Below are 25,363 nucleotides of genomic sequence, written 5' to 3'. Positions count from 1 at the left end.
TGTGGTGCGGTACTTGCGCCGACCCCAGTTCGTCTCACTCATCATCCGAGCCTACTACCGCTGCGGCCCGGATTTGTGCAACAAAGCCTTTATGGCTATCTGGGTGCTCCCTCCTATTTAGTGGAGATGGGGCGCTCGTTCTACGAGAGCTGCACCAACTTCAACAAACAGGTCTACCCTGATAACTTCAACGGCCTTCACTACCTCAGCCGTGTGCTGCACCGGCCCTATCAGCTGCCCAAAGGGCCTGATACGGTCGAAGTAAAGATTGCTGCCGACGAAATCACGGTAGGCGCGGCGGCTGCGATTACCGCCCTGGTCGATGACAACCGCTACCTCTACTCCAAGCCTGGGCAGTCCAGCATCCCCGCGCCACCAGTTCCTGTCGTCAAAAATGTTACGGCTGCCACAGCGTACGTGGACAAGCTGCCGTGGGAGCCTGGCGCAAAGGGCATACCGCTTACGCTGTCAGCATCCAACAAGGCTCAGGCCGGCTTTGAGAATGCCACAAAAGTTGCATCAGGCAGCATTGACACGACAGGTCTGGCTGCGGGGCGCCACCTTGTCTATGTGCAAGGTACCACCGAAAACGGGCAGGTCGGCTCTGTGTCTGCTGCGTTCTTGCATGTCAAGGCGGCGGCGCCTGCCGAACACGATGTGGTGCTGATCGATACGCAATTGACCTCGCAGGAGACGGGTGTGCCGGACGTCAGGCTGAACGTGACCGCCACCGCCCGCTGCACCGGAGTGCTGTCATCACTTGGCGCAGCGCCTCGTGATGTGCTGCCTGCCGGAATGAGCGCTGCCACGGGCCTCGTATCCTTCACACTGAACAACTGCAGCAAGACGGGCTTGACAGCGAAAGTCACCTTGTCGCTGCCTGCGGCGGTGCCAGCAGGCGCCAAACTGCTCAAGATCACCCAGAACGCCAAAGGGCAGAAGGAAGCTGTCGAAATTCCTTCCGCGGTGATCGTTGGCAATACGGTCAGCTACGCCATCACCGACGGAGGGCCTCTGGATGAAGATGGCGCGCTGAATGGGGCCATCGTAGACCCGGTCGTTGTGGCAGCGCCGACAGCCGCCCCCCCACAGTCTGTGTCAAACATTCCTGTCAATCAGCCCTTGGCGTTGCTGCTCGCCTCCGGGCTCATTGGCTGGATCATCGTGCGCTTCCAGCGCCGCAGGGCCAGCGGCGGCTCGGTCGCCCCTGGCAAGCCCTGAGCTCACTAGGGGCACCGTTGCATGAGATATAGCGGTGATAGCCTACCGCCAACGGAGGATCGCCCTGTGCGTTGCAGAACATTCCGATGCAGCGCAGGCCCTGAAACAGGCAGGCAGCACCCACCTTTGCCGACTTCACGAACAGTGCTCCTTCCTGCACAATTTCGCACGCTTGACCCATGCCTCAACGAAAGCCACCCAACCCATCGCGCATGGCGCACCTGGCGCAACCGCTGCAATGCCCTAAAACCACTGGTATCGGGATTCACTTCGGCAGGACTCCTGGACTTGTACGCAAATTCATGGGGGACTCGGGATTTGTCATGGGCGCCATTGAGCCTGCGTGCGAGCGGTAAAAAGGGAGAGTTTCCGGACGATGCAGCCCATGCCTGGTGATTTTCAATAACTCTCCATCAGTAACAGAGATTCTTTAGGAGCTACCAACGTGCAAATCACACGCACCATCGCTGAGCTTCGCGCAGCCCTTGATCAAAGAGGCAGGCCCGCATTTGTGCCCACGATGGGCAACCTGCATGATGGCCACCTTTCGCTGGTTCGGACCGCGCGCGCGCGTGGCGATATCTCGGTAGCAAGCATTTTTGTGAACCGGCTGCAGTTCCTACCGCATGAGGATTTCGACAGCTATCCACGCACCTGGAAAGCCGACTGCGCAAAGCTGGAAGCCGCCGGTTGCGATGTGCTCTTTGCCCCACGCGAGCAGGCTCTCTACCCCGAACCTCAGGTGTTCAAGGTGGTGCCCGATCCATTGATTGCCAATATCCTGGAGGGCGAGTTCCGCCCCGGCTTTTTCACGGGCGTTTGTACCGTGGTGATGAAGTTGTTTTCCTGTGTTTTCGCAACCACAGGAGGTGGAGTCGCGGTATTTGGCAAGAAGGACTACCAGCAGTTGGCGGTGATTCGCCGCATGGTTCAGCAGTTCGCCCTGCCGATTCAGATCATCGGTGTAGATACCGCACGTGCCCATGATGGACTGGCGCTGAGTTCTCGAAACGGGTACTTGAGCGTGCAGGAGCGCCAAAAAGCGGTCGAACTCTCCAATGCGCTGCAAGAGCTTGCGTGCGAAACCTGTATTAACCAGCGGCCACTCGCTGAGCTGGAAGCGGCGGCCATCGAAGCGCTGCGTGACAAGGGCTGGATGCCGGACTACCTGACCGTTCGCATGCGAGAGAACTTGCTTCCTCCGCAAGAGGGGATGCGGGAGGTTCCGTTGGTAGCAATTGGCGCTGCGCGCCTGGGCAACACGCGTTTGATTGACTGCCTGGAATTCTAGAAACCGAAGAAAGCCCAGACATTTGCACCCTGCGCCCTTCAGGGCAATTGAGCGTATGGATAAGCTCAAAAAGCTCTCGCAGCGGATCACGCCAGACTGCATTCAGACCCCGGCAGGCGCTTTCCTGGTGACCGCTATGCGTTGTTCTGGCCTAAGCCCCAGGCCACATGCTCACGGACCAGGGCACTGGCGTCGTCGGCGCGCGCAGCCAGCGCCTGCGCATAAGCGGCATCGCCGGTCGCACGCCAGGCATTGCCCAGGGCCACTGCGACATTGCGTAGCCAGCGCTCGTGGCCAATGCGGCGGATGGGGCTGCCTTCGGTAATGCGCAGAAACGTGGCCTCGTCCCAGGCAAACAGGTGCGGCAGCTGCTGGTCGAGCAATGCACCACGGGCATCAAAATCAGGAAGGCTGGCGCGCTGGGCGAATTTGTTCCACGGACAGGCCAGCTGGCAGTCGTCACAGCCGTAGATGCGGTTTCCGATGGGCGCGCGAAACTCCTCGGGGATAGCGCCATGCAGCTCGATCGTCAGGTACGAGATGCAGCGGCGCGCATCGACCGAATGCGGCTCCACGATGGCCCCGGTCGGGCAGGCATCGATACAGGCGCTGCACTGCCCGCAATGCGCAGTCACCGCCTCGGTGGGCGGCAGCGCCAGATCGACAAAGATTTCGCCCAGAAAGAACATCGACCCGGCGTCGCGGCTCAGCACCAGGGTGTGCTTGCCACGCCAGCCCTGGCCGCTGCGGCTGGCAAGCTCCGCCTCCAGCACGGGGGCAGAATCGGTAAAGGCGCGGTGCTGCATGGCACCCACAGCCGCATCGATGCGCTCGGCCAGCTTCTGCAGGCGGTTGCGCAGCACCTTGTGGTAATCGCGCCCCCGGGCATAGATGCTCACCACGCCCTCGCCAGGGCGGGCCTGGCGTTGCCATTCAATCTGTTGCCAGCCATCGGGCGTGTCTTGCGGCAGATAATCCATGCGCGCGGTGATGACGCTGACGGTGCCGGGCACCAGCTCGGCCGGGCGGGCGCGCTTTAACCCATGCGTGGCCATGTATGCCATCTCGCCATGGAAACCTTTTTGCAACCACTGCATCAATCCGGGTTCAGCCGCCGACAAATCCACGCCGGCCACGCCGATTTGGGAGAATCCCAGCTCGCGCGCCCACCCGTCGATCTGCTGCAGCAGCTGTTGATTGGCCTGTTCCATGACTTCCCAAATTTCCACAATGGACGCAAATTCACATCAAGCAAGACATTTCACGGAGGAAGATGCCTGTTGTGCATCTTTTTTTGCGCAAGTCCTGGTTTCCATGGGTCATCATTGTAAAAAATTTCAAACCATTGGATCGCCAGCATGAGCACCGACACCACCGCCAGCCCTCGCTATCCCAGCCATGCATGTGTCTGGCATGACGAATCCGATACCGCAGCCTTTGCCCAGGTGCTGGCTGCGCAGCCAGCCCTTGCGAACGCCTATATCACCTTGCACGGTGACTTGGGCGCAGGCAAAACCACCCTGGTGCGCCACCTGCTGCGCGCGCTCGGGGTACAGGGCCGCATCAAAAGCCCGACCTATGCCGTCGTGGAGCCGCATGAGGGCGCAGATTTTCCCATCTCTCACTTCGACTTCTACCGGTTCGACGATCCCCGCGAGTGGGAAGATGCGGGCTTTCGCGATATTTTTGCAAGCCCTGGCCTGAAAGTGGCAGAATGGCCGGAAAAGGCTGCAGCGGTAACCCCTATTGCAGATGTAGCTATCAGTATTGAAGCGATCGATGAATCAGAAAGGCGTGTGACGCTGCAAGCGAACACCGCCACTGGCGCATCCATTGTCCAAGGGTTTTCAGCGTGAGCGACACCCCAAAATTTGACCCGACTCCATCCCTGCCCGCCAGCCCTCTCCACCATGATGTGGGAGGTAATGCTGCCTATGATGCAGCCATATCGTGCGGAACAACCCGGCCAGGCTTGGCCCGGCCCGGCCTGGCGCGGCCCGGTCTCTCCCGTCGCAATCTTCTGCGCGGCGGCGGCAGCCTGGTCATGCTGCTGGGCAGTGGCCAGCTGGCATTTGGCGCCAGCATCGTAGCCGTGCGCGTCTGGCCCGCCAAGGATTACACCCGCGTCACCATCGAGTCGGACGTGCCGCTCAAGACTGAGCAGCGCTTCGTGCCCACGCCGCCACGCCTGGCGGTCGATATTGAAGGCATTGACCTGAATCCCGCACTGCGCGAGCTGGTCGCCAAGGTGCGAGCCGATGACCCGAACATTGCAGGCATCCGCGTTGGGCAGAACTCGCCCCAGGTGGTGCGCCTGGTGATCGACCTCAAGCACGACGCCTCGCCGCAGGTGTTCACGCTCAAGCCGTTTGCCCCGTACCAGCATCGCCTGGTGCTCGATCTGTATCCGGCAAAACCTGCCGATCCGCTGGAGAGCCTGATTGCGGAGCGCCTGCTGGAAGGCCGCAGCACCGCCGTGGCGGCCGCGCCTGCACCCATGCCTGCGCAGCCCTCCACTGTGGCGCCATCGGTCGCGGCCGCAATGGCGGGCGATCCGCCGCTGCCTGCGGTAACAGGCACCGTGGTGCAGACGCCACCGCCAGCCACCGTTGCAGCCGCTCCCGAGGTGGATCCGCTGGGTGAGCTGATCGCCAAGAGCGGCAACCGGCCAGCAGCACCGGCCCCGGCCCCTGCCGTGGTAGCCATGGCTCCCCCGCCTCCTGCGCCAGTGGCACCGCCGCCGCCTCCCAGGCCGGCGCCCGTGCCCAGTCCTGCCCCCGAGCCTGCGCCAGCCCGCAGCCGGCCTGCCTCGCGTACGGATCGGCTGATCATCGTAGCGCTCGACCCCGGCCATGGCGGTGAAGACCCTGGGGCCACCGGCCCCAGTGGCACGCGCGAGAAAGACATCGTGCTCAAGATCGGCCACATGCTGCGCGAGCGCATCAACAGCTCCAGCGTCGGGGGCAATCCCATGCGCGCCTTCATGACGCGCGATGCCGATTTTTTTGTGCCGCTGGGCACCCGCGTCGAGAAGGCCCGCCGTGTGCAGGCCGATCTGTTCATCAGCATCCACGCCGATGCCTTCACCAAGCCATCGGCCAACGGCGCCAGCGTGTTTGCGCTCAGCGAGCGCGGCGCCACCAGTTCGGCCGCGCGTTGGCTGGCCAACAAGGAAAACCAGTCTGACCTGATCGGCGGCCTGAACGTGGCTGGCCTGGGCGATGCAGACGCCCATGTGCAGCGTGCACTGCTCGACATGAGCACCACCGCACAGATCAACGACAGCCTCAAGCTTGGCTCCCACGTGCTGCAGCAGCTGGGCGGCTTTGCCCGTCTGCACAAGCCGCGTGTGGAGCAAGCCGGCTTTGCCGTGCTCAAGGCGCCCGATATTCCGAGTGTGCTGGTCGAGACCGCTTTCATCTCCAACCCGGAAGAAGAAGCCAAGCTGCGCACCACGGCCTACCAGAACCAACTGGCCGATGCGATGATGCGCGGCATTCAGGCCTACTTTGCCAAGAACCCGCCGCTTGCACGCAACCGGACGGTCTGACAGGGAAAAAGGCGCGCACAGACCCGCAACGAAAAAGGAGCCATTCGGCTCCTTTTTGTATTTCATGCGGGCACTATCAAAAACAAGAGCAGCCAGCGCCTTCTGGTATTAGGGTTTCAGCATATTTATCGCTGCAACCCAAAGCTGGCATGCGCTACGTGCTCTGCTTTTCATGCAGCTCCAAGGCAGCGCTTCAAGCGGTTTGCTCGTTCTTGCCGGCGCGCCAGGCGCCAAAGATGGCCAGCAGGCCGGGAATCAGGATCAGGCCCCAGATGATTTTTTCCAGGTTGGCCTTGACCCAGGGCATGTTGCCAAAGAAGTAGCCTGCCGTGCAGATGCCAAATACCCAGATCAGCGCGCCCAGCAGGTTGTAGGCAACGAACTTGGCGCGGTTCATGCGCGCCACCCCGGCCACAAACGGCGCAAAGGTGCGGATGAAGGGCATGAAGCGCGCCAGAATCACGGTGATGCCGCCATAGCGCTCATAAAACGCATGCGCCTTGTCAAAGGCCTTGCGGTTGAACCAGCGCGAGTTTTCCCACTGAAACACCTTGGGCCCCAGGTGGTGGCCGATCTGGTAATTGCACTGATCGCCCAGAAAAGCTGCCGCAAACAGGATCGCCGTGGCCAGCGGATAGCTCATGAGCCCCGCGCCGCACATGGCTCCCACAATGAAGAGCAGCGAATCGCCCGGCAGAAACGGCATCACCACCACGCCGGTCTCGACGAACACGATCAAAAACAGCAGTGCATACACCCACATGCCGTAGGTGGTTACAAAAGCTTCCAGGTACTTGTCGACATGCAAAATGAAGTCGACCAGATGCATCACGATTTCCAAAACACGTCCTTCAAAGCGATCATATGAGGCAACAGTTGCCAGCGCTATGACTTGGATAGCACAGCGCGCACTTTACCGCGAATGGTGGTGCTAGCTTCTTAAAATCCCTTTATGACTGCAGAAACGAACGAACAGACGCTGGAAACCCCGGACGCGCCTACCCTCACCGGCACCACGGTGCAGCCGCGACGCCAGATCCAGGACCTGCCAGACGAGCTGGTCAGCCAGATTGCCGCCGGTGAGGTGGTGGAACGCCCTGCCTCCGTCGTGCGCGAGCTGGTGGACAACGCGCTTGATGCGGGCGCCACCAGCATCACGGTACGCCTGCTGGCAGGCGGCGTGCGCCTGATCACGGTGGAAGACGACGGCTGTGGCATTCCCCGCGAAGAACTGCCGATTGCCCTGCGCCGCCACGCCACCAGCAAGATCCGCAATCTGCACGATCTGGAATCGGTGGCCACCATGGGTTTTCGCGGCGAAGCGCTCGCTGCCATCGCCTCGGTATCGGAAATGGCCGTGCTCTCGCGCCCGCAAGACCAGGACACGGCCTATATGCTCGATGCCCGCAGCGGCGAGCTGCGTCCGGCCGCGCGCAATCCCGGCACCACGATGGAAGTCAAGGAACTGTTCTTCAGCACCCCTGCGCGCCGCAAGTTCCTCAAGACCGATGCCACCGAGCTGGCCCACTGCATCGAGGCCGTGCGCCGCCATGCGCTCACCCGCCCGTCGGTCGGCTTTGCCATCTGGCACGAAGGTAAATTGGTGGAGCAATGGCGCGCCACGCTGGGCGCGGCCGACCTGGATGCCGCGCCCGATGCGGAGACCCGCGAGCAACTGGTACAGCAGGCGCTGGACAAGCGCCTGGCCGATGTGCTGGGCCATGATTTTCTGGAGCAATCGGTGGTGGTGCACTACCGCGCCGGGCATGTGCTGGTGCGAGGCCGGGCAGGCGTTCCCAATGCGGCCCGCGCCCGTGCCGATCAGCAGTTCTGTTACGTCAACGGCCGCTTCGTGCGCGACAAGGTGCTCACGCACGCTGCGCGCGCCGCTTATGAAGATGTGCTGCACGGCAACCGCCAGCCGGTGTATGCGCTCTACGTCAGCATCGACCCGATGCGCGTGGATGTGAATGTGCACCCCACCAAGATCGAGGTGCGCTTTCGGGACAGCCGTGAGGTACACCAGGCGGTGTTGCATGGCGTGGAAAACGCCCTTGCCGCCCCGCGTGCGCACAACCTTGCCGATGCGCAGCCCACCTCTGCGGCCGCAACCGCTGCCGACGCTGGCGGTTTGGAGCCCCAGCGCCCGCCAGCGCTTTCCCCACAGGCGCAAACCGCTATATATTTTGAAGTACCCCCTCGCGTCGACGGAGCCCAGGCACTGCAACAGACAGCCGTGCTGTGGGGCCAGGCAGACCGGGCTCGTGCAGGTTTGCAGTCACCATCGCTGGCAACGTCGCCCCAGACTGATACTTCATCCGCATGGCGCGCGCAGGAAGCGTCGCCTGCATGGGCCTTGCAGCCTGCCAGCCCGCAACTGGTGCCCGCGCTGCCGCCGGAATCTGCCGAAAACCCCTGGCCGCTGGGCCGCGCGGTGGCGCAGATCCATGGCGTCTACATCCTGGCGGAGAACGCCCAGGGCATGGTGATCGTCGACATGCACGCCGCGCACGAGCGCATCGTGTACGAGCGGCTCAAAAGCCAGCTGGACGACGGCGATGCCAGCAGCGCCATATCCAGCCAGCCGCTTCTGATCCCCGCCACCTTCTCGGCCACGCCCGAGGAAGTGGCAACCGCCGAGGAAAACGCCGAAACGCTGGCGCAGCTGGGGATGGAGATCGTCCCCTTTTCGCCCAAGACGCTGGCCGTGCGCGCAACGCCCACCACATTGGCGCAAGGCAATCCGGTGGAGCTGGCCCGCAGCGTGCTGGCAGAACTGGCCCAGCACGACGCCAGCACCGTGGTGCAGCGGGCGCGCAACGAAATCCTGGGCACCATGGCCTGCCACGGCGCCGTGCGCGCCAACCGGCAGCTCACCATCGACGAGATGAACGCCCTGCTGCGCGACATGGAGCGCACCGAGCGATCCGACCAGTGCAACCACGGGCGGCCCACATGGCGGCAATTGACGATGAAAGAGCTGGACGGACTGTTCCTGCGCGGACGTTGATCTGGAATGCCTTGAGCTTGCTCAAGGCCCTGCGCTGACCGCAGGCGCCTTTCTTTCCGCACAAGCCCCAAAAAACGAAGAGCGCCGTCGGCGCTCTTTGTTGTTTATTGCAGCCCTGGTGCCGATCCGGTCAGCACCATCACCGTCGGCATTACCGCATCAGTGCGCAGCCGCTGCAGCATCTGCGCCACCGCCGCCGTGGCCTTTGGGGCCCTTGGCCAGCCATACAAGCGGAATCAGCAGCAGGAACAGCACCGACGACGCCCAGAAGATATCGTTGGCCGCCAGCATGAATGCCTGCTGGTTGACCATGCGATCCACCTGCGCCAGCGCTTGCTGCAGGCTCAGGCCCGTTGCCTGCAGGCTCTGCACCACCTGCGCCGTCGGGCCATCGCCCAGCGTGATGTGCTCCACCAGCTGCGCGTGGTGCAGGCTGGCACGGCGCTCCCACAGCGTGGTCGAGATCGAGGTGCCCACCGCGCCGCAGGTGATACGCACAAAGTTCGACAGGCCCGATGCACTGGGCATCTTCTCGGGCGGGATTTCGCTGAGCGTGATCGTCATCAAGGGGATGAAGAACCCAGCCATGGCGACGCCCTGCACGATGGTAGGAATCATGATGGTGGTCAAGTCGACCTGGGTATTGAAGCGCGCGCGCATCCACATCACGATGCCGAACACCAGGAACGACGCGGTGGCATAGCGGCGTGGGTCGACCTTGTGGATCGTCTTGCCCACCACGGGCGAGAGCACCATGGCCAGCAGGCCCACAGGCGCCATCACCATGCCCGCATCGGTCGCGGTATAGCCCATGAACTGCTGCAGCCACAGCGGCAGCAGCACCACATTGCCAAAGAACAGGCCGTAGCCCACCGAGATGGCGAGCGTTCCCGCCCAGAAGTTGCGGTTCTTGAACAGGCGCAGATCGACCACCGGATGCTTGTCACCCAGCTCCCAGATCAGGAAGTAGGCAAACCCCACCACGGCAATCACCCCGCAGGCCACCACCATCGGCGACTGGAACCAGTCGTGCTCCTTGCCGATGTCCAGCATGATCTGCATGGCCGAAATCCACACCACCAAAAGCCCCAGGCCAATCGCATCGATAGGCAGTGCCTTGCGCGGTGTGTCGCGGTGGCGGAAGATGAGCCAGGTGGCAAATACCGCCAGAATGCCGACGGGTACGTTGATGTAGAAGATCCACGGCCAGCTCATGTTGTCGGTGATCCAGCCACCCAGCAGCGGCCCCATCACCGGGGCAATGAGGGTGGTCATCGACCAGAAGGCCATGGCCGTGCCCGCCATGGCGCGCGGATAGCTGGCCAACAGCAGCGACTGCGACAGCGGGATCATGGGCCCTGCAACAAAGCCCTGCAGTACGCGGAAGGCGATCAGCGCGCTCATGTTGGGCGCCAGGCCGCACAGCCACGACGAGATCACGAACAGCACCACGCTGAGCATGAACAGCCGCACCTGGCCAAAGCGCATCGACAGCCAACCGGTGAGCGGCACCGAGATGGCATTGGCCACGGCAAAGCTGGTGATTACCCAGGTGCCCTGGTTGGCGCTGACGCCCAGATCGCCCGCAATCGCGGGCAGCGACACATTCGCAATCGAGGTGTCGAGCACATTCATGAACACTGCGGCCGACAGTGCCAGGGTGCCAATGAGCCGCGCCGAGCCTTCGAGCGGCGGGTGCGGCAATGGGGGATTGGAAGTTGCCATAACGCATCCTCGGGCAGCCCTACGGGCCGCCGCTAGTCAATCAATGGCACGCTTACAGGTGCTTGCCGGCGTTGTTGGTGATGACCTCGGCAATCACCGCATCAGCACCCTTGTCCTGCACGTCATACACATTGGTCTGCACCAACGGCTCCTTGCGCGGCACTTCGGCCAGCAGCTTGCCATCCTGGTTCTGGATATCCACATCAACCAGCATCGACAGGCCTACGCGCAGTGGGTGCTCCTCCAGCTGCTTGGGATCGAGCGCAATGCGCACCGGCACACGCTGCACCACCTTGATCCAGTTGCCCGTGGCGTTTTGCGCAGGCAGCAGCGAAAAGGCCGAGCCGGTTCCCACGCCCAGGCCTTCCACTGTGCCGGTGTATTCGATCTTCTTGCCATACAGGTCGGCCGTCATCTTGACGGGCTGACCCAGGCGCAGGTTGCGCAACTGGTTTTCCTTGAAGTTGGCTTCCACCCACAGCTGGTTCATCGGCACCACAGTCATCAGCGGCGTGCCGGGCGCCACGCGCTGGCCCACCTGCACCGAGCGCTTGCCCACCACGCCCGAGACGGGCGAGACCAGCTCCACCCGCTGCATGGCCAGATAGGCCTCGCGCACCTTGGCGGCCGCTGCCTGCACATTGGGGTGTTCGTTCACGCTGATGCCTTCGGTCAGCGACTGGTTGCTGGCCAGTTGCTCGCGCGCAGTGCTCACGGCCGCCTGCGCTGCGGTAACAGCGGCCTGTGCGGCATCGACCTGGCTTTGCGCGTGGCTCAGCTCTTCCTTGGACACGGCTCCGTTGCCGGTCAGCGCCTGGCGGCGCTTGAGGTCGTTCTGGGCACGGGCCAGATCGTTCCTGGCCTTGGAGACTTCAGCCTGCCGCTGGGCGATCTGGGCGGTGTACGAGCCGTTGTTTACATACAGCGTACGCACCTGCCGCACGGCCTGGGCCAGGTTGGCCTTGGCCTGCTCAAACGCCACCTTGGCGTCTGCCGGATCCAGACGCACCATGATCTGGCCTTCCTTCACATAGTCGGTGTCGTCGGCCATGATGGACTGCACCGTGCCTGCCGTCTGCGGCGCGATCTGCACGATATTACCCTGCACGTAGGCGTTGTCGGTTTCCTCGAAATGGCTGTTCACCATCCAGTCGTAGATGCCGTAAGCGGCACCCAGCACAACGACGAGGCCGGTCAGGCGGAACAGCCATTTCTTGCGGGGGCTGGAAGATGCGGCGACCGGCTCGGCCTGTTGTGGTGCTGCGGTCTGGGGTGCGGAAGCGTTGGTGTTTGACATGGTATTGCGTTGCGGTTTTGAACCAGGGGCTCACCCTGGTATTGCTTATGGTTGCGGTACGCGGTATGGATATCGCTGGTATGCAGGCGTTGAATCAGCTGGCTTTCTTCTGGCTGGCTGCGGTGTCGATGGCGGCGGCCGACGGCTCTGGATCGCTGTAGCCACCGCCCAGCGCCTGGGCCAGCGCAGCGTTGGTCTGCAGGATGCGCGCCTCGATATCGACCGACTGGCGGCGCTGGGTCAGCACATTGGTCTCGGCCGACAGCACGTTCAGATAGGTACCCAGCCCTGCGGCATAGCGCTGGTTGGCAATGTCGAGCGCGCTTTGCGCCGCGTCGGCGGCCTTGCGTTGCTCAGGCAACTGGGCGTAGGCCGACTTCGCAGAGGCAATCTGGTCGGCCACATCGTGCACGGCATTGATGACGGCCTGGTTATAACCTTCCACCGCCACGTCGTAATCAGCCGATTTGCCGCGCAGGTTGGCGCGCAGCAGGCCGGAATCAAAGATCGGCAGGCTCAGCGCCGGGCCCACGCCCCATTCACGCGCATTGCCCTTGGCAAAATTGTTGAAGCCGATGCTCGACAGACCGATGAAAGCTGTCAGGTTGATGTCCGGGTAGAACTCTGCTTTGGCCTCTGCAATGCTCCTGTCTGCGGCTTCCACGCGCCAGCGCGCAGCCACAATATCGGCGCGGCGGCCCAGCAGGCTGGCAGACAGCTGCTGCGGAAACTGTGGCAGCTTCAGACTGGCAATCGGTGCCGCCTGCAGGTTCTGTCCGTTTCCGGGCTGGCCCACCAGCGCCGCCAGCGCGTTCTGCGCCAGGTGCTTTTGCTCGCGCACCTGTTCCAGCTGCACGCGCGCCTCGGGCACGCCGCTTTCGCTCTGGCGCACTTCCAGCGTGGTATCGAGGCCTGCGCTGTAGCGATCGCGCACCAGCTTGAGGGTGTGTTCACGCTGGGCAATGGCGCGCTCGGCCACTGCTTCCTGCTCCTGCCAGCGCGACAGCTGCACATAGGCCTGCACCACGTTGCTGGCCAGCAGCACCCGCGCGGCATCCCGGTCAGCCTGCGCTGCGCGGGCTGTGCCCACCGCAGCGTCCAGCGCTGCGCGGTGCTTGCCAAACAGATCGAGCGACCAGCTGCCGTTGATGCGGGCCTCGGCCGTGTTGTAGTTGTTGCCTGCAATCGGCGGCGGAATCAGGCCGTTGGCCGGTGCGTGGTTGCGGTTGGCAGTGGCCTGGCCGTTCACCTGCGGGCCGTCGGCAGCTTCGCTCACCTGGGCCATGGCCCAGGCCTTGCGGATGCGCGCTTCAGCCACCTTGAGGCTCGGGCCGTCTGCCAAGGCAGACTCCACCAGCTGGTTCAGGCGCGAATCACCCAGGGCCGTCCACCACTGGGCATCGACTGGCGCCACAGCAGCGGCCTGATCGGCCGCAGATGGCTCCGCCATCAGACCCAGTGCCTGTGGGGAGCGCGCGGAAGCTTCGGTGTGGATGCCAGTCATATCAGCGCAGCCAGCTATGAAAGTAGTAGCCGCAAGCGCAATGGCAGAAAGTGCCAGCTGGCGATTTCGTCCATAAAGGGGAAAACTGCGATTCATAAAGCCCTCTCCTTGCCGGGCGTACTGGGGGTATCTGTAGAGGTGTCTGTAGCATTTGCAGCGGCATGGCATGGGCCATTGGCGTCGGGCAGGCACATGTCGCTGTTCAGGGTTTGGGGCATGGCTTCATAGATGCGGCGCAGATAGCTCTGGAACTGGGCCAGTTCATCGGGCGCCAGCGGGCTGAGCGCTGCATGGTTCACGCTCCTGACGATGTCTGGCACCTGCACTGCTGCGCGCATGCCTTCTTCGGTAAGCCGCAGCCGCACCACGCGGCGGTCGTCGGTGCTGCGTTCGCGTTCGATGATGCCCTTCTCCACCAGCCGATCCACCAGCCGCGTCATCGCTCCTGGTGTCTGCATGGTGCTGCGCGCCAGATCGGCGGCGGTCTGCGCCTCGCCACTGGCCAGGCGCAAAACAGGAATCCACTGCGCCTGGGTCAACCCCAGCGGCTCCATACGGCGATCCACCTCAGCACGCACCACCGTCGAGATGATGCGCATCAACCAGCAGGGGAAGTTGGCGGCCTTGATCGGCTCGATCGACGGGTAGCCCGCCTCCAGCGAATCGCCTTCACTGTCATCCGGGCCGTGGTCTTGCACGCGAGGATCAGACATGCGCAAACCTCTTTCATATGAAATTATTTACAACGCAATGATTATGCAATCATTCATTGCCTAGGCAATATCATGTCTTGTAAAAGACCCTGATCGAATATCAGATTTGTGCAATGCAGCATCCACATCGCTGGAGGCATACGGCACCTTGGCGACAGCAGTGGCTCCAGACTCCGAGCCACCCAGCCCTCGCCCATCTCAATCCCGCGCTCTAGCCCCCGGATGCACTGTTTCAGGGCATCTCCGGCCAGTGAGCAGCGACACTCCTCTCCCCACCAAAAACCGCAAAGCGTAGCGAAGCACCTCTTTGAAGCCCGATTTGCATACGCATTGCGCAGGACACTTTTTACTTTATGCATTAGTGCATGCACATTCGGCATAATGTCCATTTTTAGTGCAACGACGCACCAGCACTGTGCACACCTTCTGCAACCGTGCGAAAACGGTGCACTCCGGCCTTAGCCCTTGAAAGATCTGTCCATGCAACACCAGTCCCTGGAGCAATTTCTCGCCTACGTCGAACAGCGCAACCCCGGCCAGCCCGAATTCCTGCAGGCCGTCACCGAGGTGATGGAAAGCCTGTGGCCCTTTATCCAGAAAAACCCACGGTACGCCGAACACAGCCTGCTGGAGCGCCTCATCGAGCCCGAGCGCGTGGTGAGCTTTCGGGTGAGCTGGGTGGACGACCACGGCAAGGTACAAGTCAATCGTGGCTACCGTATCCAGCACAGCATGGCCATCGGCCCCTACAAGGGCGGCCTGCGCTTTCACCCCTCGGTCAACCTGTCGGTACTCAAGTTCCTGGCGTTTGAGCAGACCTTCAAGAATGCGCTGACCACCCTGCCCATGGGCGGCGGCAAGGGCGGCTCCGATTTCGATCCCAAGGGCAAGAGCGAAGCCGAGGTGATGCGTTTCTGCCAGGCCTTCGTGTCGGAACTCTTCCGCCATGTGGGCGCCGACACCGACGTGCCTGCGGGCGACATCGGCGTGGGTGGCCGTGAAGTCGGCTTCATGGCTGGCATGTACAAAAAGCTGGCCAACCGTGCCGACTGCGTCTTCACCGGCAAGGGCCTGTCGTTTGGCGGCTCGCTCATCCGCCCCGAAGCCACCGGCTTTGGCACCGTCTACTTTGCGCAGGAAATGCTCAAGACCCAGGGCAAGGGCTTTGAAGGCCTGACCGTCTCCGTCTCTGGCTCGGGCAATGTGGCGCAGTTCGCCATCGACAAGGCCATGGCCCTCGGCGCCAAGGTGGTGTCGGCGTCCGATTCCAGCGGCACCATTTATGACCCCGCAGGCTTTGACGGCGACAAGCTGATCAAGTTGATGGAAGTCAAGAACAAGCACTACGGCCGCGTGGCCGACTATGCCAAGCAGGTTGCTGGCGTGCAGTATTTTGAAGGCAAGACGCCCTGGTTCATCAAGGCCGATGTGGCCCTGCCCTGCGCCACGCAGAACGAGCTGCACCTGGCCGATGCGCAGGAGCTGATCAAAAACGGCGTGCTGTGCGTGGCCGAAGGCGCCAACATGCCCTGTACGATCGAAGCGGCCAAGGCTTTCGAGAAAGCGGGCGTAATGTATGCCCCCGGCAAGGCATCCAACGCTGGCGGCGTCGCTACCTCGGGCCTGGAAATGAGCCAGAACGCCTTGCGCCTGGGATGGCCTGCCTCGGAAGTGGATGCACGCCTGTTCCAGATCATGGAAGGCATCCACGCCGCCTGCGTCAAATACGGCAAGCGCGAAGACGGCACCATCAGCTATATCGACGGCGCCAATATCGCTGGCTTCGTGAAGGTGGCCGACGCCATGCTGGCGCAGGGCGTGCTGTAAATCCCACACCCGTCGCCTCGGGCGTATCACCCGAGTGCAAACGCCTGCACAATGCCCCCAGTGCCCTTCAGCGCGGGGGCTTTTTGCTGTCTGACATGAAAATCAAATGAGGGGCCATGGAACAGGCGGATTTCATCCATCTGGTGCGCGAAAGCGAAATCGAGAGCGCAAACAATAGTGCTGTCTACCGGCGCAGTGTCATCCGCTTTGCATTGCTCGGCTACGCTTGGGTACTGGGCTGTCTGGTTCTCGCCGTGAGCGTAGGAGCCTGGGTGATCGCCCACACCGTCCAAGGACAGTTTCGCGCCGCCTATATCTGGCTTGGCATCTTTGCACTGTGCCTGTTTTGGAGCAGCTTGAAAGCCTTGTGGAGCGGCCCGTCCGAGGAGCCCGAAGGTATTGCCATCACTCAAGAGCAGGCGCCCGAGCTGTTCAAGGCACTTGAGCGCATTCGCCGCAAAGTCAAAGGGCCGGCGATTCATGCCGTCTACTTGCAAGACAACTTCAACGCAGCCATCTGGCAAAGGCCCCGTTTTGGGATGTTCGGAGGATCAGTCAATTACTTGATGGTGGGCCTGCCGCTGCTCATGGGCTTGGACAAGGCACGCGTCATGGCCGTGCTGGCCCATGAATATGGCCATCTTCGCGAAAATCACAATCGCCTGAGCGCCTGGGTCTATCGCTCTCGGCGTGCTTGGCTCAAACTCTATTTCAGTATGCGTGAGGATGACAGCGCAATGGCCATCGCCACACGCTCGTTTCTGAACTGGTACTTCCCCCGTTTTGCCGCAAAAACCTTCGCCATGGCCCGACAGGATGAGTACGAGGCCGACCGCATTGCCGCACAACTGCTGGGCGCGGATGTGGCTGCTGCCACGCTCACTGAAATGGAGATCAAGGCCACCTGGTTGGACGAAGCTTTTTGGGCCCAGCACTGGCGTAGCGCTGCCCTGCATGCGCTGCCCCAAGGACCCTATAGCGCCATGCATGCCATGCTACGACTCAGGCCTGAGACTGCATTTGCACAGGAGGCCCTTCGCCGTGCGCTTTCCAAGATCAGTGATGTAGACGATACCCATCCGGCCTTACGAGACAGAGTAGAAGCCATCACTGGTGAGCGCCCTGGCCTGCCGAGTTGGTCAACCAAAGGTGCTATCGGTTTGCTAGGCCCCCAGGCCGAGCGCTGGATGCAGGAGTTCGATGCCCGGTGGTGCAAGAACAATGCAAGCACTTGGAAGCAGCACCATGCTCGCCTGACGCGCTGGCAGGAGCATGCCCAGCGCCTGCAAGCGATGACACACCGCGATGCTGCCAAGACCATGGAGCTGGCACGCCTGCTGCACAAAATTGATCACAGTGCAAGCACCCGCCACCTCTATGAACAAATACTGGTAGACCATCCACAACACCCGGGAGCACTGGCAGGGTTGATCACGACGCTGACACCTAGCGAATCGACCCAACAGCGGCAATATCTGGAGATGTTATGGCAGACCGCCCCCAGCTACCGCCCTTTTTCCGCCCGCACCATGGTTGCTCTGCTTGAAACCCAGACGAGGCAGGCTGGTTATGAAGCCGTAGCCATGCGGCTATGGCGCGACCGCCAGCGTGAAGCCGAGCAGGAGCAAGAGAGCTTCATGGCCCAGCTTCAGGAAGCAACGCTTTTCAGCCGGACAAGCAGAACCGACCTGAGCGAGTTCGAGCTGGCTGACCTGCGGTGCGAGTTGGCTCTGTACAAAACCATCTCACAGGCTTGGCTGCTAAGCAAACATGAGCCATCGATGCCCGACCTGCGCATCCATCTGCTGCTGGTGCAGGCTCCCGCCTTGGGCGAAGACGCCCGCATGCAACTGCGCCGCGCGCTGTACGCTGACCTGGATCTGCCAGGAATGCTGCTCATTGTGAGCGTAGGCGTTGGAGAAGCGGCCAGCGAAGAAGAAGCCCGTCGCCATGCACGTGAGCCGCTATACACAGCCAGTTATCAGCCACGCTCTGCCTGAACCAGCCTCGCAGACCCCAACGCTACTGCACCAGCGCCAACGCCCATAAGGCATACCAGCTTCACTTTTGGCTCTACACTGGCGGTTCCGCTTTACTCACGAATTGATAGCTGCCTGCGCACGCACCCAGTGCGCAGGGACTCTTTTTCTTGCTGACCCACTGTGCCATTCGCTGCTGACTCCCCTCTGTGCCTGGGCCTGGCTGGCCCTACCGCTTCCGGCAAGACCGGTGCCGCCATTGCGCTGGCGCAGCAGCTGGCTGGTGCGCGGCCGGTCGAGATCATCAGCGTCGATTCCGCCCTGATCTACCGCGGCATGGACATTGGCTCGGCCAAGCCCAGCCCTGCAGAACAAGCCGGCATCCCCCACCACCTGCTCGACATCCGCGACCCGCTGGATTCCTACAGCGCTGCCGAGTTTGTGCGCGACGCGCTGGCGCTGATTGCGCAGATTCACCAGCGCGGCGCCGTGAGCCTGCTGGTGGGCGGAACCATGCTGTATTTCAAGGCGCTGATGGACGGCATCGACGACATGCCAGCAGCCGATGCCGCCGTGCGCGCCGCACTGGATGCGGAAGCGGCCGAACACGGCTGGCCACACATGCACACCCTGCTCACCCAGGTAGACCCCGCCACCGCCCAACGCCTCGCCCCCGGCGACAGCCAGCGCGTGCAGCGCGCGCTGGAGGTGTGGCGCATCACGGGCAAGCCGCTGTCGCACTTCCATGCACAGCAAAAACGCCCTTCCCCATTGCTGCAGCTGGCACCGGGCTTTCAGCTCTTCAGCCTGGAGCCTGCCGAGCGCGCCTGGCTGCACGAACGCATTGCCTTGCGCTACGACCAGATGCTGGCACAGAACTTTCTGGGCGAAATGCTGCAGCTGCGCGCACGCGGCGACCTGCACCTGAATCTGCCCTCGATGCGCTGCGTAGGCTACCGCCAGATGTGGGAAATGCTCGACACCTGCGCTGCGCAGGGCATCAGCGTGGCCACCCAGGCCGATATCCCGCCCGCGCTATGGGCAGACATGCGCGAGCGCGGCATTGCCGCCACCCGCCAGTTGGCCAAAAGGCAGATCACCTGGCTGCGCAGCATGCCGCAGCGCCACACCATGGCCTGCGATGCCCCCGATGCGCAGAAGCAATGGCTGGCAGCCGCACGGCAGCAGCTCGCTGCATCCGGCAGAATTTAAAGAAAAGTGCGGGGTAGTGCCCGAGTAGTGCCCGAGTAGTGCCCATGCATCAAGCGCCAAGTATCCAAAACATACAGCAGGCACCGCCTGCAACTGCCCTCCAGAATGGCGGCAGGCATCAACCAACCGTCTCATCCTCCATATACCGCCGCGTCATCCACCAGAACACGAGCGCTGCGCCACTCACTGCAGCGCCCAGCATGCACACACCGCGCCAGCCAGCATGCGCGTAAATGGCGGTAGCGCTGATGGCGCCCAGTCCGCTGCCCACCGCATAGAAAAGCATGTACGCAGCTACCAGGCGGCTGTGCGCGCCCGCTTGACGGCGGAAGATCAGGCTCTGGTTGGTGACATGCAGGGCCTGGCCCCCCAGATCCAGCAGCACAATGCCCAGCACCAACGCCCACAGCGCCCAGGCAGCGCCAGGCGCACAGCCCAGCACGCCCAATGGCAGCCATGCCAACAGCAACACCGCCAACGCGGCTACGGAACTGCGCTGCGCAAAACCCTGGTCTGACCAGCGCCCTGCCCGCGCAGCCGCCAAGGCCCCCGCCACCCCGGCCAACCCGAACATGCCGATGGCCGTGTGCGAATAGCCAAAGGGCGCAGCCCGCAGCGGCAGAACCAGGCTGCTCCAGAAAATGCTGAAAGCGGCAAACATGAGCATCGCGAGCACGCCCCGCACCTGCAAGACCCGGTCGCGGCGCAGCAAACCGCCCATGGATGCGATCAATGGCAGGTAACTGAGCGAGCTTGGCTTGAGGTGTAGCAAAGGCAGCCGCCACCACAGGGGCAGGCCGATGACCACCATCATGGCTGCGGAACAGTAATAAACCCCGCGCCAGCCTGCTGCATCGCCCACGACCCCGGCAAAAACGCGCGCCAGCAGCAAGCCAATGAAGACCCCGCCCTGCGCGCTGCCCACCACACGGCCTTGCTCATGGGGCCGGGCCGCGCTGGCGGCGTAGGCGATCAGGCCTTGCGTCATGGCAGTACCCAGCAAGCCGACGGCCAGCATGGCACCCATCAGCATTGCCGTCGTCTGAGCGGCTCCCACCGCCAGCAGGGCCACCACCAGGCCCGCCAGTTGCCAGGCCATCAATTGACGCCGATCAAGCTGATCGCCCAGTGGCACCAACAACAACAAAGCCAGCGCACAGCCCAGTTGGGTCGCGGTGATCACGCCACCCACTGCCGCGTAGCTGATGTGAAATTCCTCCGCCAGCGCATCCAGCAAGGGCTGCGCGTAATAGACATTGGCAACGCTCATGCCACTGGCCACCGCAAAAAGCAGAACCAGGGCGGCAGGCATGCCCATGGGCTGATCGCGCGGCTGCTCCACTTGCCCTGCAGGAAGCTGGTAAGGCTGCGTCTTCATCTTGCACCATGCCTTCAAAATCTAGTTTTAAAATAAAACCAGATGCATTCTATGCAGGCCAGTTTTAAAATGCAACCACACAACCCATTCCAATGCAACCAACCGAGGCATCCATGTCCAGCACCACCCCTTCGAATCCAGAAACCTGCCCGGTCGCGCGTGCATTGGATGCCGTGGGCGACCGCTGGTCGCTGCTCATCGTGCGGGATGCTTTTGACGGCGCGCAGCGCTTCGGAGACTTTCAGCGCAGCCTGGGCGTTGCGCGCAATATCCTGTCCGATCGGCTGCGCAAGCTGGTAAATGCGGGCATCCTGCAGACACAGCCCGCGTCAGACGGTAGCGCCTACCAGGAGTACGTGCTGACGGACAAAGGCAAGCGCCTGTTTGCGGTGGTGGTGGCGCTCAGGCAATGGGGGGAGAGCCAGTTGTTCGCGCCCGCAGAGGCACGTTCGGTTCTGGTGGAGAAAAGCACAGGAGCGCCCATCCAGCACATGGCGCCGCAGACAGAAAGCGGCCAGGAGCTCCTGCCAGACGATGCCGTGGTGCGCAAGCCGGGCTAAGGCAAGCCTTCCCCGGCCAGCAATGACTGGCCTGAAGCGGGGCCGTGTCGCCCCTTACTTGCCCACCAGATCGCTGAGTTTCTTGGCCTCGAACTCGGCCTCGCGCTGGGCATCGCACGGCACACAGTCGCCTACCTTGCTTTGCACTGACAGCTTCTCGATCGCGGCCCAGAGCATGGTGATCTGCTGTTCATGCCCGGCGGCGCTGTCGATGATGCCGCGCATGGCCTTGGAGAGCGGGTCGTCTTCCTGCGTCACGCCATAGGCGGCAAACTTCCGGTCTGCCGGGGCTTCGGTCACATCGGCGCTGGCGCCTTCCTTGGACGGGATGATGCGCGCAGGAATGCCCACCGCCGTCGCCCCTGCGGGCACAGGCTTGATGACCACAGCGTTGCTGCCGATCTTGGCGCCGTCGCCCACCTCAAAGCCGCCCAGCACCTTGGCGCCAGCGGCCACCACCACATCCTTGCCCAGCGTGGGGTGACGCTTGGCGCCCTTGTAGAGTGTGGTACCGCCCAGCGTCACGCCGTGGTAGATGGTGCAGCCATCGCCCACCACAGCAGTCTCGCCAATGACGACGCCCATGCCGTGGTCGATGAAGACATTGCGGCCAATTTGCGCGCCGGGGTGGATTTCGATCCCCGTGAACCAGCGAGCCATGTGCGAGATGAAGCGTCCCGTCCACTTGAGGCCATGGTTCCAGCACCAGTGCGCGGGGCGTTGCAGCCAGATGGCATGCAGGCCCGGATAACACGTGATGACCTCCCAGCGGCTGCGGGCCGCAGGGTCGCGGTCCAGGATGCACTGAATATCGGAGCGCAGGCGGTCAAACATGGAAACGTGGAATCTGTTTTTGTAGGGGAAGTCCCGCAGTCTAGCGGCTTGCGGCCTCTGCCGTGCGCAGCATGGCCTTGGCAACACCACGCAGAATGTGGATTTCCTCCTGGGTCAGTTGCGCGCGGTTGAACATCTGGTTGAGGCGCGGCATCAGCTTCTTGGGTGCATCGGGGTCGAGAAAACCGACCTCGACCAAGGCCTGCTGCCAGTGCGCCAGCATGCCGGCCACCTGCTGTGCATCGGCACGCTCACCATGCGCGGCCACGTCCTGCACGGCGTAGCCGCCCAGAGCCTGGCGCCAGTCATAAGCTACCACCTGCACAGCCGACGCCAGGTTGAGCGAGCCGAAATCGGGGTTGGTCGGGATCGACAGCGCCACATGGCAGCGGTACACGTCTTCATTGGCCATGCCGTAGCGCTCGCAGCCAAACAGAAAGGCGATGCCGGTCTCGCCGCTGAGATTGGCCGTGGCCGCACCCATTGCATCCGCGACAGGCAAAACCGGCTGCTCGCACCCGTCCTGCAATGGCACCAGGCCTCCGCTCAGCAGCATCTCGAAGTGCGCACGCGGAGTGCGGGCGGGCGGGCCAAAGTCGCGCGGCGTCATCGCGGTGGCGCACAGATGGCTCATGCCCTCCAGCGCCTCATCCACCGTCTGCACGATACGGCAGTTGGCCAGCACATCCAGGGCGCCACTGGCACGCTGGATGGTTTCTTCCTTGCGCAGCACATTGCTCCAGCGGGGGCGCACCAGCACCAGATCGTCAAAACCCATGGTTTTGATGGCGCGGGCAGCAGCGCCCACATTGCCGGCGTGGCTGGTTTCAATCAGGACAAAGCGGGTTTTCATAAAGTCGGAATCCAAATTCGGTAGTCCCGAGCGCGATTTTCCGAGCACGGGTACAATCTGGCCCCTATTGTCGCTGCCGCATCGCCGGCGCCGATCACAGATTGCTCTTGCCCCAGCGTCCCGCAGCGTTTTTGCTGCACTCTCTACGCCCACACAATTTATGTCGTCCTCCTCCCTGCACCCCATGCTCAACATGGCCATCAAGGCCGCTCGCGCCGCAGGCGCCATCATCAACCGTGCCGCGCTTGACGTGGAAGCGGTACGGGTGTCAACCAAACAGGTGAACGACTTTGTGACCGAGGTGGACCAGCAGGCCGAGCAAGCCATCATCGAAACCCTGCTGACCGCCTACCCTGGCCACGGCATCCTGGCCGAGGAATCGGGCAACGAGTACGGCAATCGCAATTCCGACCACATCTGGATCATCGATCCGCTGGATGGCACCACCAACTTCATCCACGGCTTTCCCGTCTACTGCGTGAGCATTGCACTGGCCGTGAATGGCCGCATCGAGCAGGCCGTGGTGTACGACCCGACCCGCAACGACCTGTTTACCGCCACGCGCGGCCGTGGCGCCTTCCTCAACGAGCGCCGTATCCGCGTCTCCAAGCGCACCATGCTGCGCGAGGCCCTGGTCTCCACCGGCTTCCCCTACCGCCCCGGCGACAACCTCAAGCAATACATGGCCATGCTCGGCGATGTGATGCAGCGCACCAGCGGCGTGCGCCGCCCCGGCGCAGCAGCGCTGGACCTGGCCTACGTGGCAGCGGGCTTCAGCGATGCCTTCTTTGAAGCCGGCCTCAGCATCTGGGATGTGGCGGCAGGCTCGCTGCTGGTGACCGAGGCTGGCGGCCTGGCTGGCAACTTCACCGGAGAAGCCGACTTCCTGGAGCAACGCGAAATCCTCGCAGGCTCCCCCCGCATCTATGGCCAACTGGTGCCCGTGCTGGCCAAGTACAGCAAGTTCGCAGGCGCTGGTGACAAGGCTGCCGTGCGCCAGTCGCTGGAAAACAACGCTGCGGAAAGTGCCCCGCAAACCGAAGAAGGCCAGTCCCAGGAAGACGGCAAGGCCGAATAAGCCTTCGCACCGACTGCAACATAACGACAAAAGCCCGCAGGCCCAGCATTGGCCTGTGGGCTTTTTTCATGCAGTTGCCATAGCCCGCACAGTTGCCAAACACAATTCGCCGCCAAGAAGGGGGATTTTTCAGCGCTCAGGCCAATGATGCATCGGGGTATTTCTATAGCTAAATGGGCTCTGATCTTTCATTTCCTACACTTTCATCTACGCTACTTGAATGTTGTTTGCGCGTAACGACTGACAATGTCATTCTCTTCAAGAGGCAGAATCGGGAGATGCCTCACAGAAGAGAACAAACATCCAAGCGCTTCGCATCCTTATTCGATTGGCGCAGCTACCTTCTTTCTTGCGCTTTCGTTTTTGTTCTTGCACCCCACGCACACGCACAACGAGCCGTCAAGGACAACAACTACCTTGCCGTCCAGCGATTGCTGGAACAGCCAGACGACAAAATAGACCTTGCCCGCACCAAGCTGGAAGTGGATCGAATGATCGACCCTTCCATTGATGTAGAGGCCACATTGGCCTTGCTCGACAAGATGACCAAGGGCATCCAAGCCCAATTGCCGCCAGGTGCATCGGATCGCACCAAGCTCGAAATTTTGCGAGAACTCGTCTACAAGCCCAACAGTTGGAACAACCAAAGGCCCTTTGAGTACGACCTGCAAGACCCACTAGGGAAGATCCCCAAGAACAGGCTGCTGACCACTTACCTCGCCACGAAAAAAGGCAACTGCATCTCCATGCCCTTGCTGTTTGTGATCCTTGGGCAAAGGATTGGGCTGGACATGACCACTGCACGCGCGCCCAATCATGTCTTTGTCAAATGGCGTGACAAAGATGGCCAGTACTACAACCTGGAAACCACCAGCGGTGCTGGCTTTACGCGAGATGTGTGGATGCAACAGCAGTCAAACATCACCCCTGAAGCCATCAAATCTGGCATATACATGCGCCCGCAAACCAGAAAAGAAGCGGTTGCCGCGATTCCAGAAATCCTGCTGGAAAAGTATTGGGATGACGGCGACCTCCAAAAGGAACTTGCCTTGACAGAGTTGCTGGAGAAATACAACCCCAAAAGCATCACATTGATCTTGTCCAAACACAACATCAGCGTAGCTATGCTGCGGACTGAGTTTGTACAAAAATACAGTAGGCCAATCGATATTCCAGCAAACCTACAACCTCGCTATCATGAACTCCAGGCCAAGATGAAGGGGTACGAGTCCCAAGCCTTGGCCTTGGGATGGCGGCCACAAGATCCCAAAACAGACGATCCACCGTTCAAGCAGAAATAACAAATTACTTTGAGGTGAAGAAGAATGCGA

Annotated in this window: 20 protein-coding genes; 11 read left to right on the top strand and 9 right to left on the bottom strand. The window is 62.0% G+C overall.

Annotated features, from left to right (window positions below):
* Positions 1–1,221: choice-of-anchor U domain-containing protein (locus HNP33_RS18555; RefSeq protein ID WP_325064958.1), on the top strand; the 1,221-nt coding region annotated here is incomplete at its 5' end.
* A 445-nt stretch (positions 1,222–1,666) separates the two neighbouring features.
* Positions 1,667–2,512 (top strand): pantoate--beta-alanine ligase, encoded by an 846-nt coding sequence (gene panC, locus HNP33_RS18550; RefSeq protein ID WP_184711212.1) that lies wholly within the window; start codon positions 1,667–1,669, stop codon positions 2,510–2,512.
* Between the two features lie 134 nt (positions 2,513–2,646).
* On the opposite strand, the gene queG is transcribed toward panC, so the two are convergent.
* The gene (gene queG / locus HNP33_RS18545) at positions 2,647–3,723 is read right to left on the bottom strand and encodes a tRNA epoxyqueuosine(34) reductase QueG (RefSeq protein ID WP_221452132.1); all 1,077 of its coding nucleotides are present in this window, start codon (positions 3,721–3,723) and stop codon (positions 2,647–2,649) included.
* 147 nt (positions 3,724–3,870) lie between these two features.
* On the opposite strand from queG, the gene tsaE reads away from it, so the two are divergent.
* Together tsaE and HNP33_RS18535 are read left to right on the top strand one after the other, a co-directional pair.
* Positions 3,871–4,368, top strand: a complete 498-nt coding sequence (gene tsaE / locus HNP33_RS18540) for a tRNA (adenosine(37)-N6)-threonylcarbamoyltransferase complex ATPase subunit type 1 TsaE (protein ID WP_184711210.1) — start codon at positions 3,871–3,873, stop codon at positions 4,366–4,368.
* A 188-nt stretch (positions 4,369–4,556) separates the two neighbouring features.
* On the top strand, positions 4,557–6,062 hold the full coding sequence (locus HNP33_RS18535; RefSeq protein ID WP_184711221.1) for an N-acetylmuramoyl-L-alanine amidase: 1,506 nt from the start codon (positions 4,557–4,559) through the stop codon (positions 6,060–6,062).
* A 193-nt stretch (positions 6,063–6,255) separates the two neighbouring features.
* On the opposite strand, the gene HNP33_RS18530 is transcribed toward HNP33_RS18535, so the two are convergent.
* Positions 6,256–6,903, bottom strand: coding sequence for a VTT domain-containing protein (locus HNP33_RS18530; protein WP_184711208.1), 648 nt, complete (start codon positions 6,901–6,903; stop codon positions 6,256–6,258).
* A 111-nt stretch (positions 6,904–7,014) separates the two neighbouring features.
* Here HNP33_RS18530 and mutL point away from each other — a divergent pair, with 111 nt between their 5' ends.
* The gene (mutL, locus tag HNP33_RS18525; protein WP_184711206.1) at positions 7,015–9,072 is read left to right on the top strand and encodes a DNA mismatch repair endonuclease MutL; all 2,058 of its coding nucleotides are present in this window, start codon (positions 7,015–7,017) and stop codon (positions 9,070–9,072) included.
* Positions 9,073–9,231: 159 nt separating this feature from the next.
* Here the strand turns inward: mutL and HNP33_RS18520 are convergent, their stop codons facing one another.
* The 4 genes from HNP33_RS18520 to HNP33_RS18505 all read right to left on the bottom strand — a co-directional run bounded on the left by HNP33_RS18520 (position 9,232) and on the right by HNP33_RS18505 (position 14,311).
* Positions 9,232–10,797, bottom strand: coding sequence for a DHA2 family efflux MFS transporter permease subunit (locus HNP33_RS18520; protein ID WP_184711204.1), 1,566 nt, complete (start codon positions 10,795–10,797; stop codon positions 9,232–9,234).
* A gap of 52 nt (positions 10,798–10,849) precedes the next feature.
* On the bottom strand, positions 10,850–12,094 hold the full coding sequence (locus HNP33_RS18515; RefSeq protein ID WP_184711202.1) for an HlyD family efflux transporter periplasmic adaptor subunit: 1,245 nt from the start codon (positions 12,092–12,094) through the stop codon (positions 10,850–10,852).
* Positions 12,095–12,188: 94 nt separating this feature from the next.
* The gene (locus HNP33_RS18510; RefSeq protein ID WP_184711200.1) at positions 12,189–13,694 is read right to left on the bottom strand and encodes an efflux transporter outer membrane subunit; all 1,506 of its coding nucleotides are present in this window, start codon (positions 13,692–13,694) and stop codon (positions 12,189–12,191) included.
* Positions 13,691–14,311 carry a MarR family winged helix-turn-helix transcriptional regulator gene (locus HNP33_RS18505; protein ID WP_184711198.1) on the bottom strand — a complete coding sequence of 207 codons (621 nt, stop codon included), beginning with the start codon at positions 14,309–14,311 and terminating at the stop codon, positions 13,691–13,693. The genes HNP33_RS18510 and HNP33_RS18505 overlap by 4 nt, the downstream gene beginning before the upstream one ends.
* A 480-nt stretch (positions 14,312–14,791) precedes the next feature.
* On the opposite strand from HNP33_RS18505, the gene gdhA reads away from it, so the two are divergent.
* The 3 genes from gdhA (at position 14,792) to miaA (ending at position 19,329) form a co-directional block, all read left to right on the top strand.
* Positions 14,792–16,138 carry an NADP-specific glutamate dehydrogenase gene (gene gdhA, locus HNP33_RS18500; protein WP_184711196.1) on the top strand — a complete coding sequence of 449 codons (1,347 nt, stop codon included), beginning with the start codon at positions 14,792–14,794 and terminating at the stop codon, positions 16,136–16,138.
* A 116-nt stretch (positions 16,139–16,254) separates the two neighbouring features.
* Positions 16,255–18,138 (top strand): M48 family metallopeptidase, encoded by a 1,884-nt coding sequence (locus tag HNP33_RS18495; protein WP_184711194.1) that lies wholly within the window; start codon positions 16,255–16,257, stop codon positions 18,136–18,138.
* 162 nt (positions 18,139–18,300) lie between these two features.
* Positions 18,301–19,329, top strand: a complete 1,029-nt coding sequence (miaA, locus tag HNP33_RS18490; protein WP_184711192.1) for a tRNA (adenosine(37)-N6)-dimethylallyltransferase MiaA — start codon at positions 18,301–18,303, stop codon at positions 19,327–19,329.
* A gap of 118 nt (positions 19,330–19,447) precedes the next feature.
* Here the strand turns inward: miaA and HNP33_RS18485 are convergent, their stop codons facing one another.
* Entirely contained in the window at positions 19,448–20,647 is a 1,200-nt protein-coding gene (locus HNP33_RS18485) for an MFS transporter (protein ID WP_325064959.1), read from the bottom strand.
* Positions 20,648–20,820: 173 nt separating this feature from the next.
* Here HNP33_RS18485 and HNP33_RS18480 point away from each other — a divergent pair, with 173 nt between their 5' ends.
* Positions 20,821–21,267 carry a winged helix-turn-helix transcriptional regulator gene (locus HNP33_RS18480; RefSeq protein WP_184711190.1) on the top strand — a complete coding sequence of 149 codons (447 nt, stop codon included), beginning with the start codon at positions 20,821–20,823 and terminating at the stop codon, positions 21,265–21,267.
* Positions 21,268–21,321: 54 nt separating this feature from the next.
* On the opposite strand, the gene cysE is transcribed toward HNP33_RS18480, so the two are convergent.
* On the bottom strand, positions 21,322–22,101 hold the full coding sequence (gene cysE / locus HNP33_RS18475) for a serine O-acetyltransferase (RefSeq protein ID WP_184711188.1): 780 nt from the start codon (positions 22,099–22,101) through the stop codon (positions 21,322–21,324).
* A 40-nt stretch (positions 22,102–22,141) separates the two neighbouring features.
* Positions 22,142–22,954, bottom strand: coding sequence for an RNA methyltransferase (locus HNP33_RS18470; protein ID WP_184711187.1), 813 nt, complete (start codon positions 22,952–22,954; stop codon positions 22,142–22,144).
* 160 nt (positions 22,955–23,114) lie between these two features.
* Between HNP33_RS18470 and HNP33_RS18465 the strand changes: the two genes are divergently transcribed.
* Both HNP33_RS18465 and HNP33_RS18460 read left to right on the top strand, forming a co-directional pair.
* A complete protein-coding gene (locus tag HNP33_RS18465; RefSeq protein WP_325064957.1) occupies positions 23,115–24,032 on the top strand; it encodes an inositol monophosphatase family protein in 918 nt (305 codons plus the stop codon).
* Positions 24,033–24,310: 278 nt separating this feature from the next.
* Positions 24,311–25,333 carry a transglutaminase family protein gene (locus tag HNP33_RS18460; protein ID WP_184749492.1) on the top strand — a complete coding sequence of 341 codons (1,023 nt, stop codon included), beginning with the start codon at positions 24,311–24,313 and terminating at the stop codon, positions 25,331–25,333.
* Positions 25,334–25,363: the final 30 nt, after the last annotated feature.

It is taken from the genome of Comamonas odontotermitis, from assembly GCF_014207855.1.
GTDB classification, from domain to species: domain Bacteria; phylum Pseudomonadota; class Gammaproteobacteria; order Burkholderiales; family Burkholderiaceae_C; genus Comamonas; species Comamonas odontotermitis_A.
The sequence above is the reverse complement of the archived record's forward strand: the minus strand, read 5'-3'. Positions and strand labels throughout refer to the sequence as shown.

What these genes read in the sequence shown, in the direction of transcription:
- HNP33_RS18520 (WP_184711204.1), bottom strand. Translation starts at nt 10,797, where the DNA reads ATGGCAACTTCCAATCCCCCATTGCCGCACCCGCCGCTCGAAGGCTCG.
- HNP33_RS18465 (WP_325064957.1), top strand. Translation starts at nt 23,115, where the DNA reads ATGTCGTCCTCCTCCCTGCACCCCATGCTCAACATGGCCATCAAGGCC.
- HNP33_RS18515 (WP_184711202.1), bottom strand. Translation starts at nt 12,094, where the DNA reads ATGTCAAACACCAACGCTTCCGCACCCCAGACCGCAGCACCACAACAG.
- queG (WP_221452132.1), bottom strand. Translation starts at nt 3,723, where the DNA reads ATGGAACAGGCCAATCAACAGCTGCTGCAGCAGATCGACGGGTGGGCG.
- HNP33_RS18510 (WP_184711200.1), bottom strand. Translation starts at nt 13,694, where the DNA reads ATGAATCGCAGTTTTCCCCTTTATGGACGAAATCGCCAGCTGGCACTT.
- HNP33_RS18480 (WP_184711190.1), top strand. Translation starts at nt 20,821, where the DNA reads ATGTCCAGCACCACCCCTTCGAATCCAGAAACCTGCCCGGTCGCGCGT.
- HNP33_RS18495 (WP_184711194.1), top strand. Translation starts at nt 16,255, where the DNA reads ATGGAACAGGCGGATTTCATCCATCTGGTGCGCGAAAGCGAAATCGAG.
- tsaE (WP_184711210.1), top strand. Translation starts at nt 3,871, where the DNA reads ATGAGCACCGACACCACCGCCAGCCCTCGCTATCCCAGCCATGCATGT.
- mutL (WP_184711206.1), top strand. Translation starts at nt 7,015, where the DNA reads ATGACTGCAGAAACGAACGAACAGACGCTGGAAACCCCGGACGCGCCT.
- HNP33_RS18485 (WP_325064959.1), bottom strand. Translation starts at nt 20,647, where the DNA reads ATGGGCATGCCTGCCGCCCTGGTTCTGCTTTTTGCGGTGGCCAGTGGC.
- HNP33_RS18505 (WP_184711198.1), bottom strand. Translation starts at nt 14,311, where the DNA reads ATGTCTGATCCTCGCGTGCAAGACCACGGCCCGGATGACAGTGAAGGC.
- HNP33_RS18460 (WP_184749492.1), top strand. Translation starts at nt 24,311, where the DNA reads ATGCCTCACAGAAGAGAACAAACATCCAAGCGCTTCGCATCCTTATTC.
- HNP33_RS18470 (WP_184711187.1), bottom strand. Translation starts at nt 22,954, where the DNA reads ATGAAAACCCGCTTTGTCCTGATTGAAACCAGCCACGCCGGCAATGTG.
- gdhA (WP_184711196.1), top strand. Translation starts at nt 14,792, where the DNA reads ATGCAACACCAGTCCCTGGAGCAATTTCTCGCCTACGTCGAACAGCGC.
- cysE (WP_184711188.1), bottom strand. Translation starts at nt 22,101, where the DNA reads ATGTTTGACCGCCTGCGCTCCGATATTCAGTGCATCCTGGACCGCGAC.
- HNP33_RS18535 (WP_184711221.1), top strand. Translation starts at nt 4,557, where the DNA reads ATGCTGCTGGGCAGTGGCCAGCTGGCATTTGGCGCCAGCATCGTAGCC.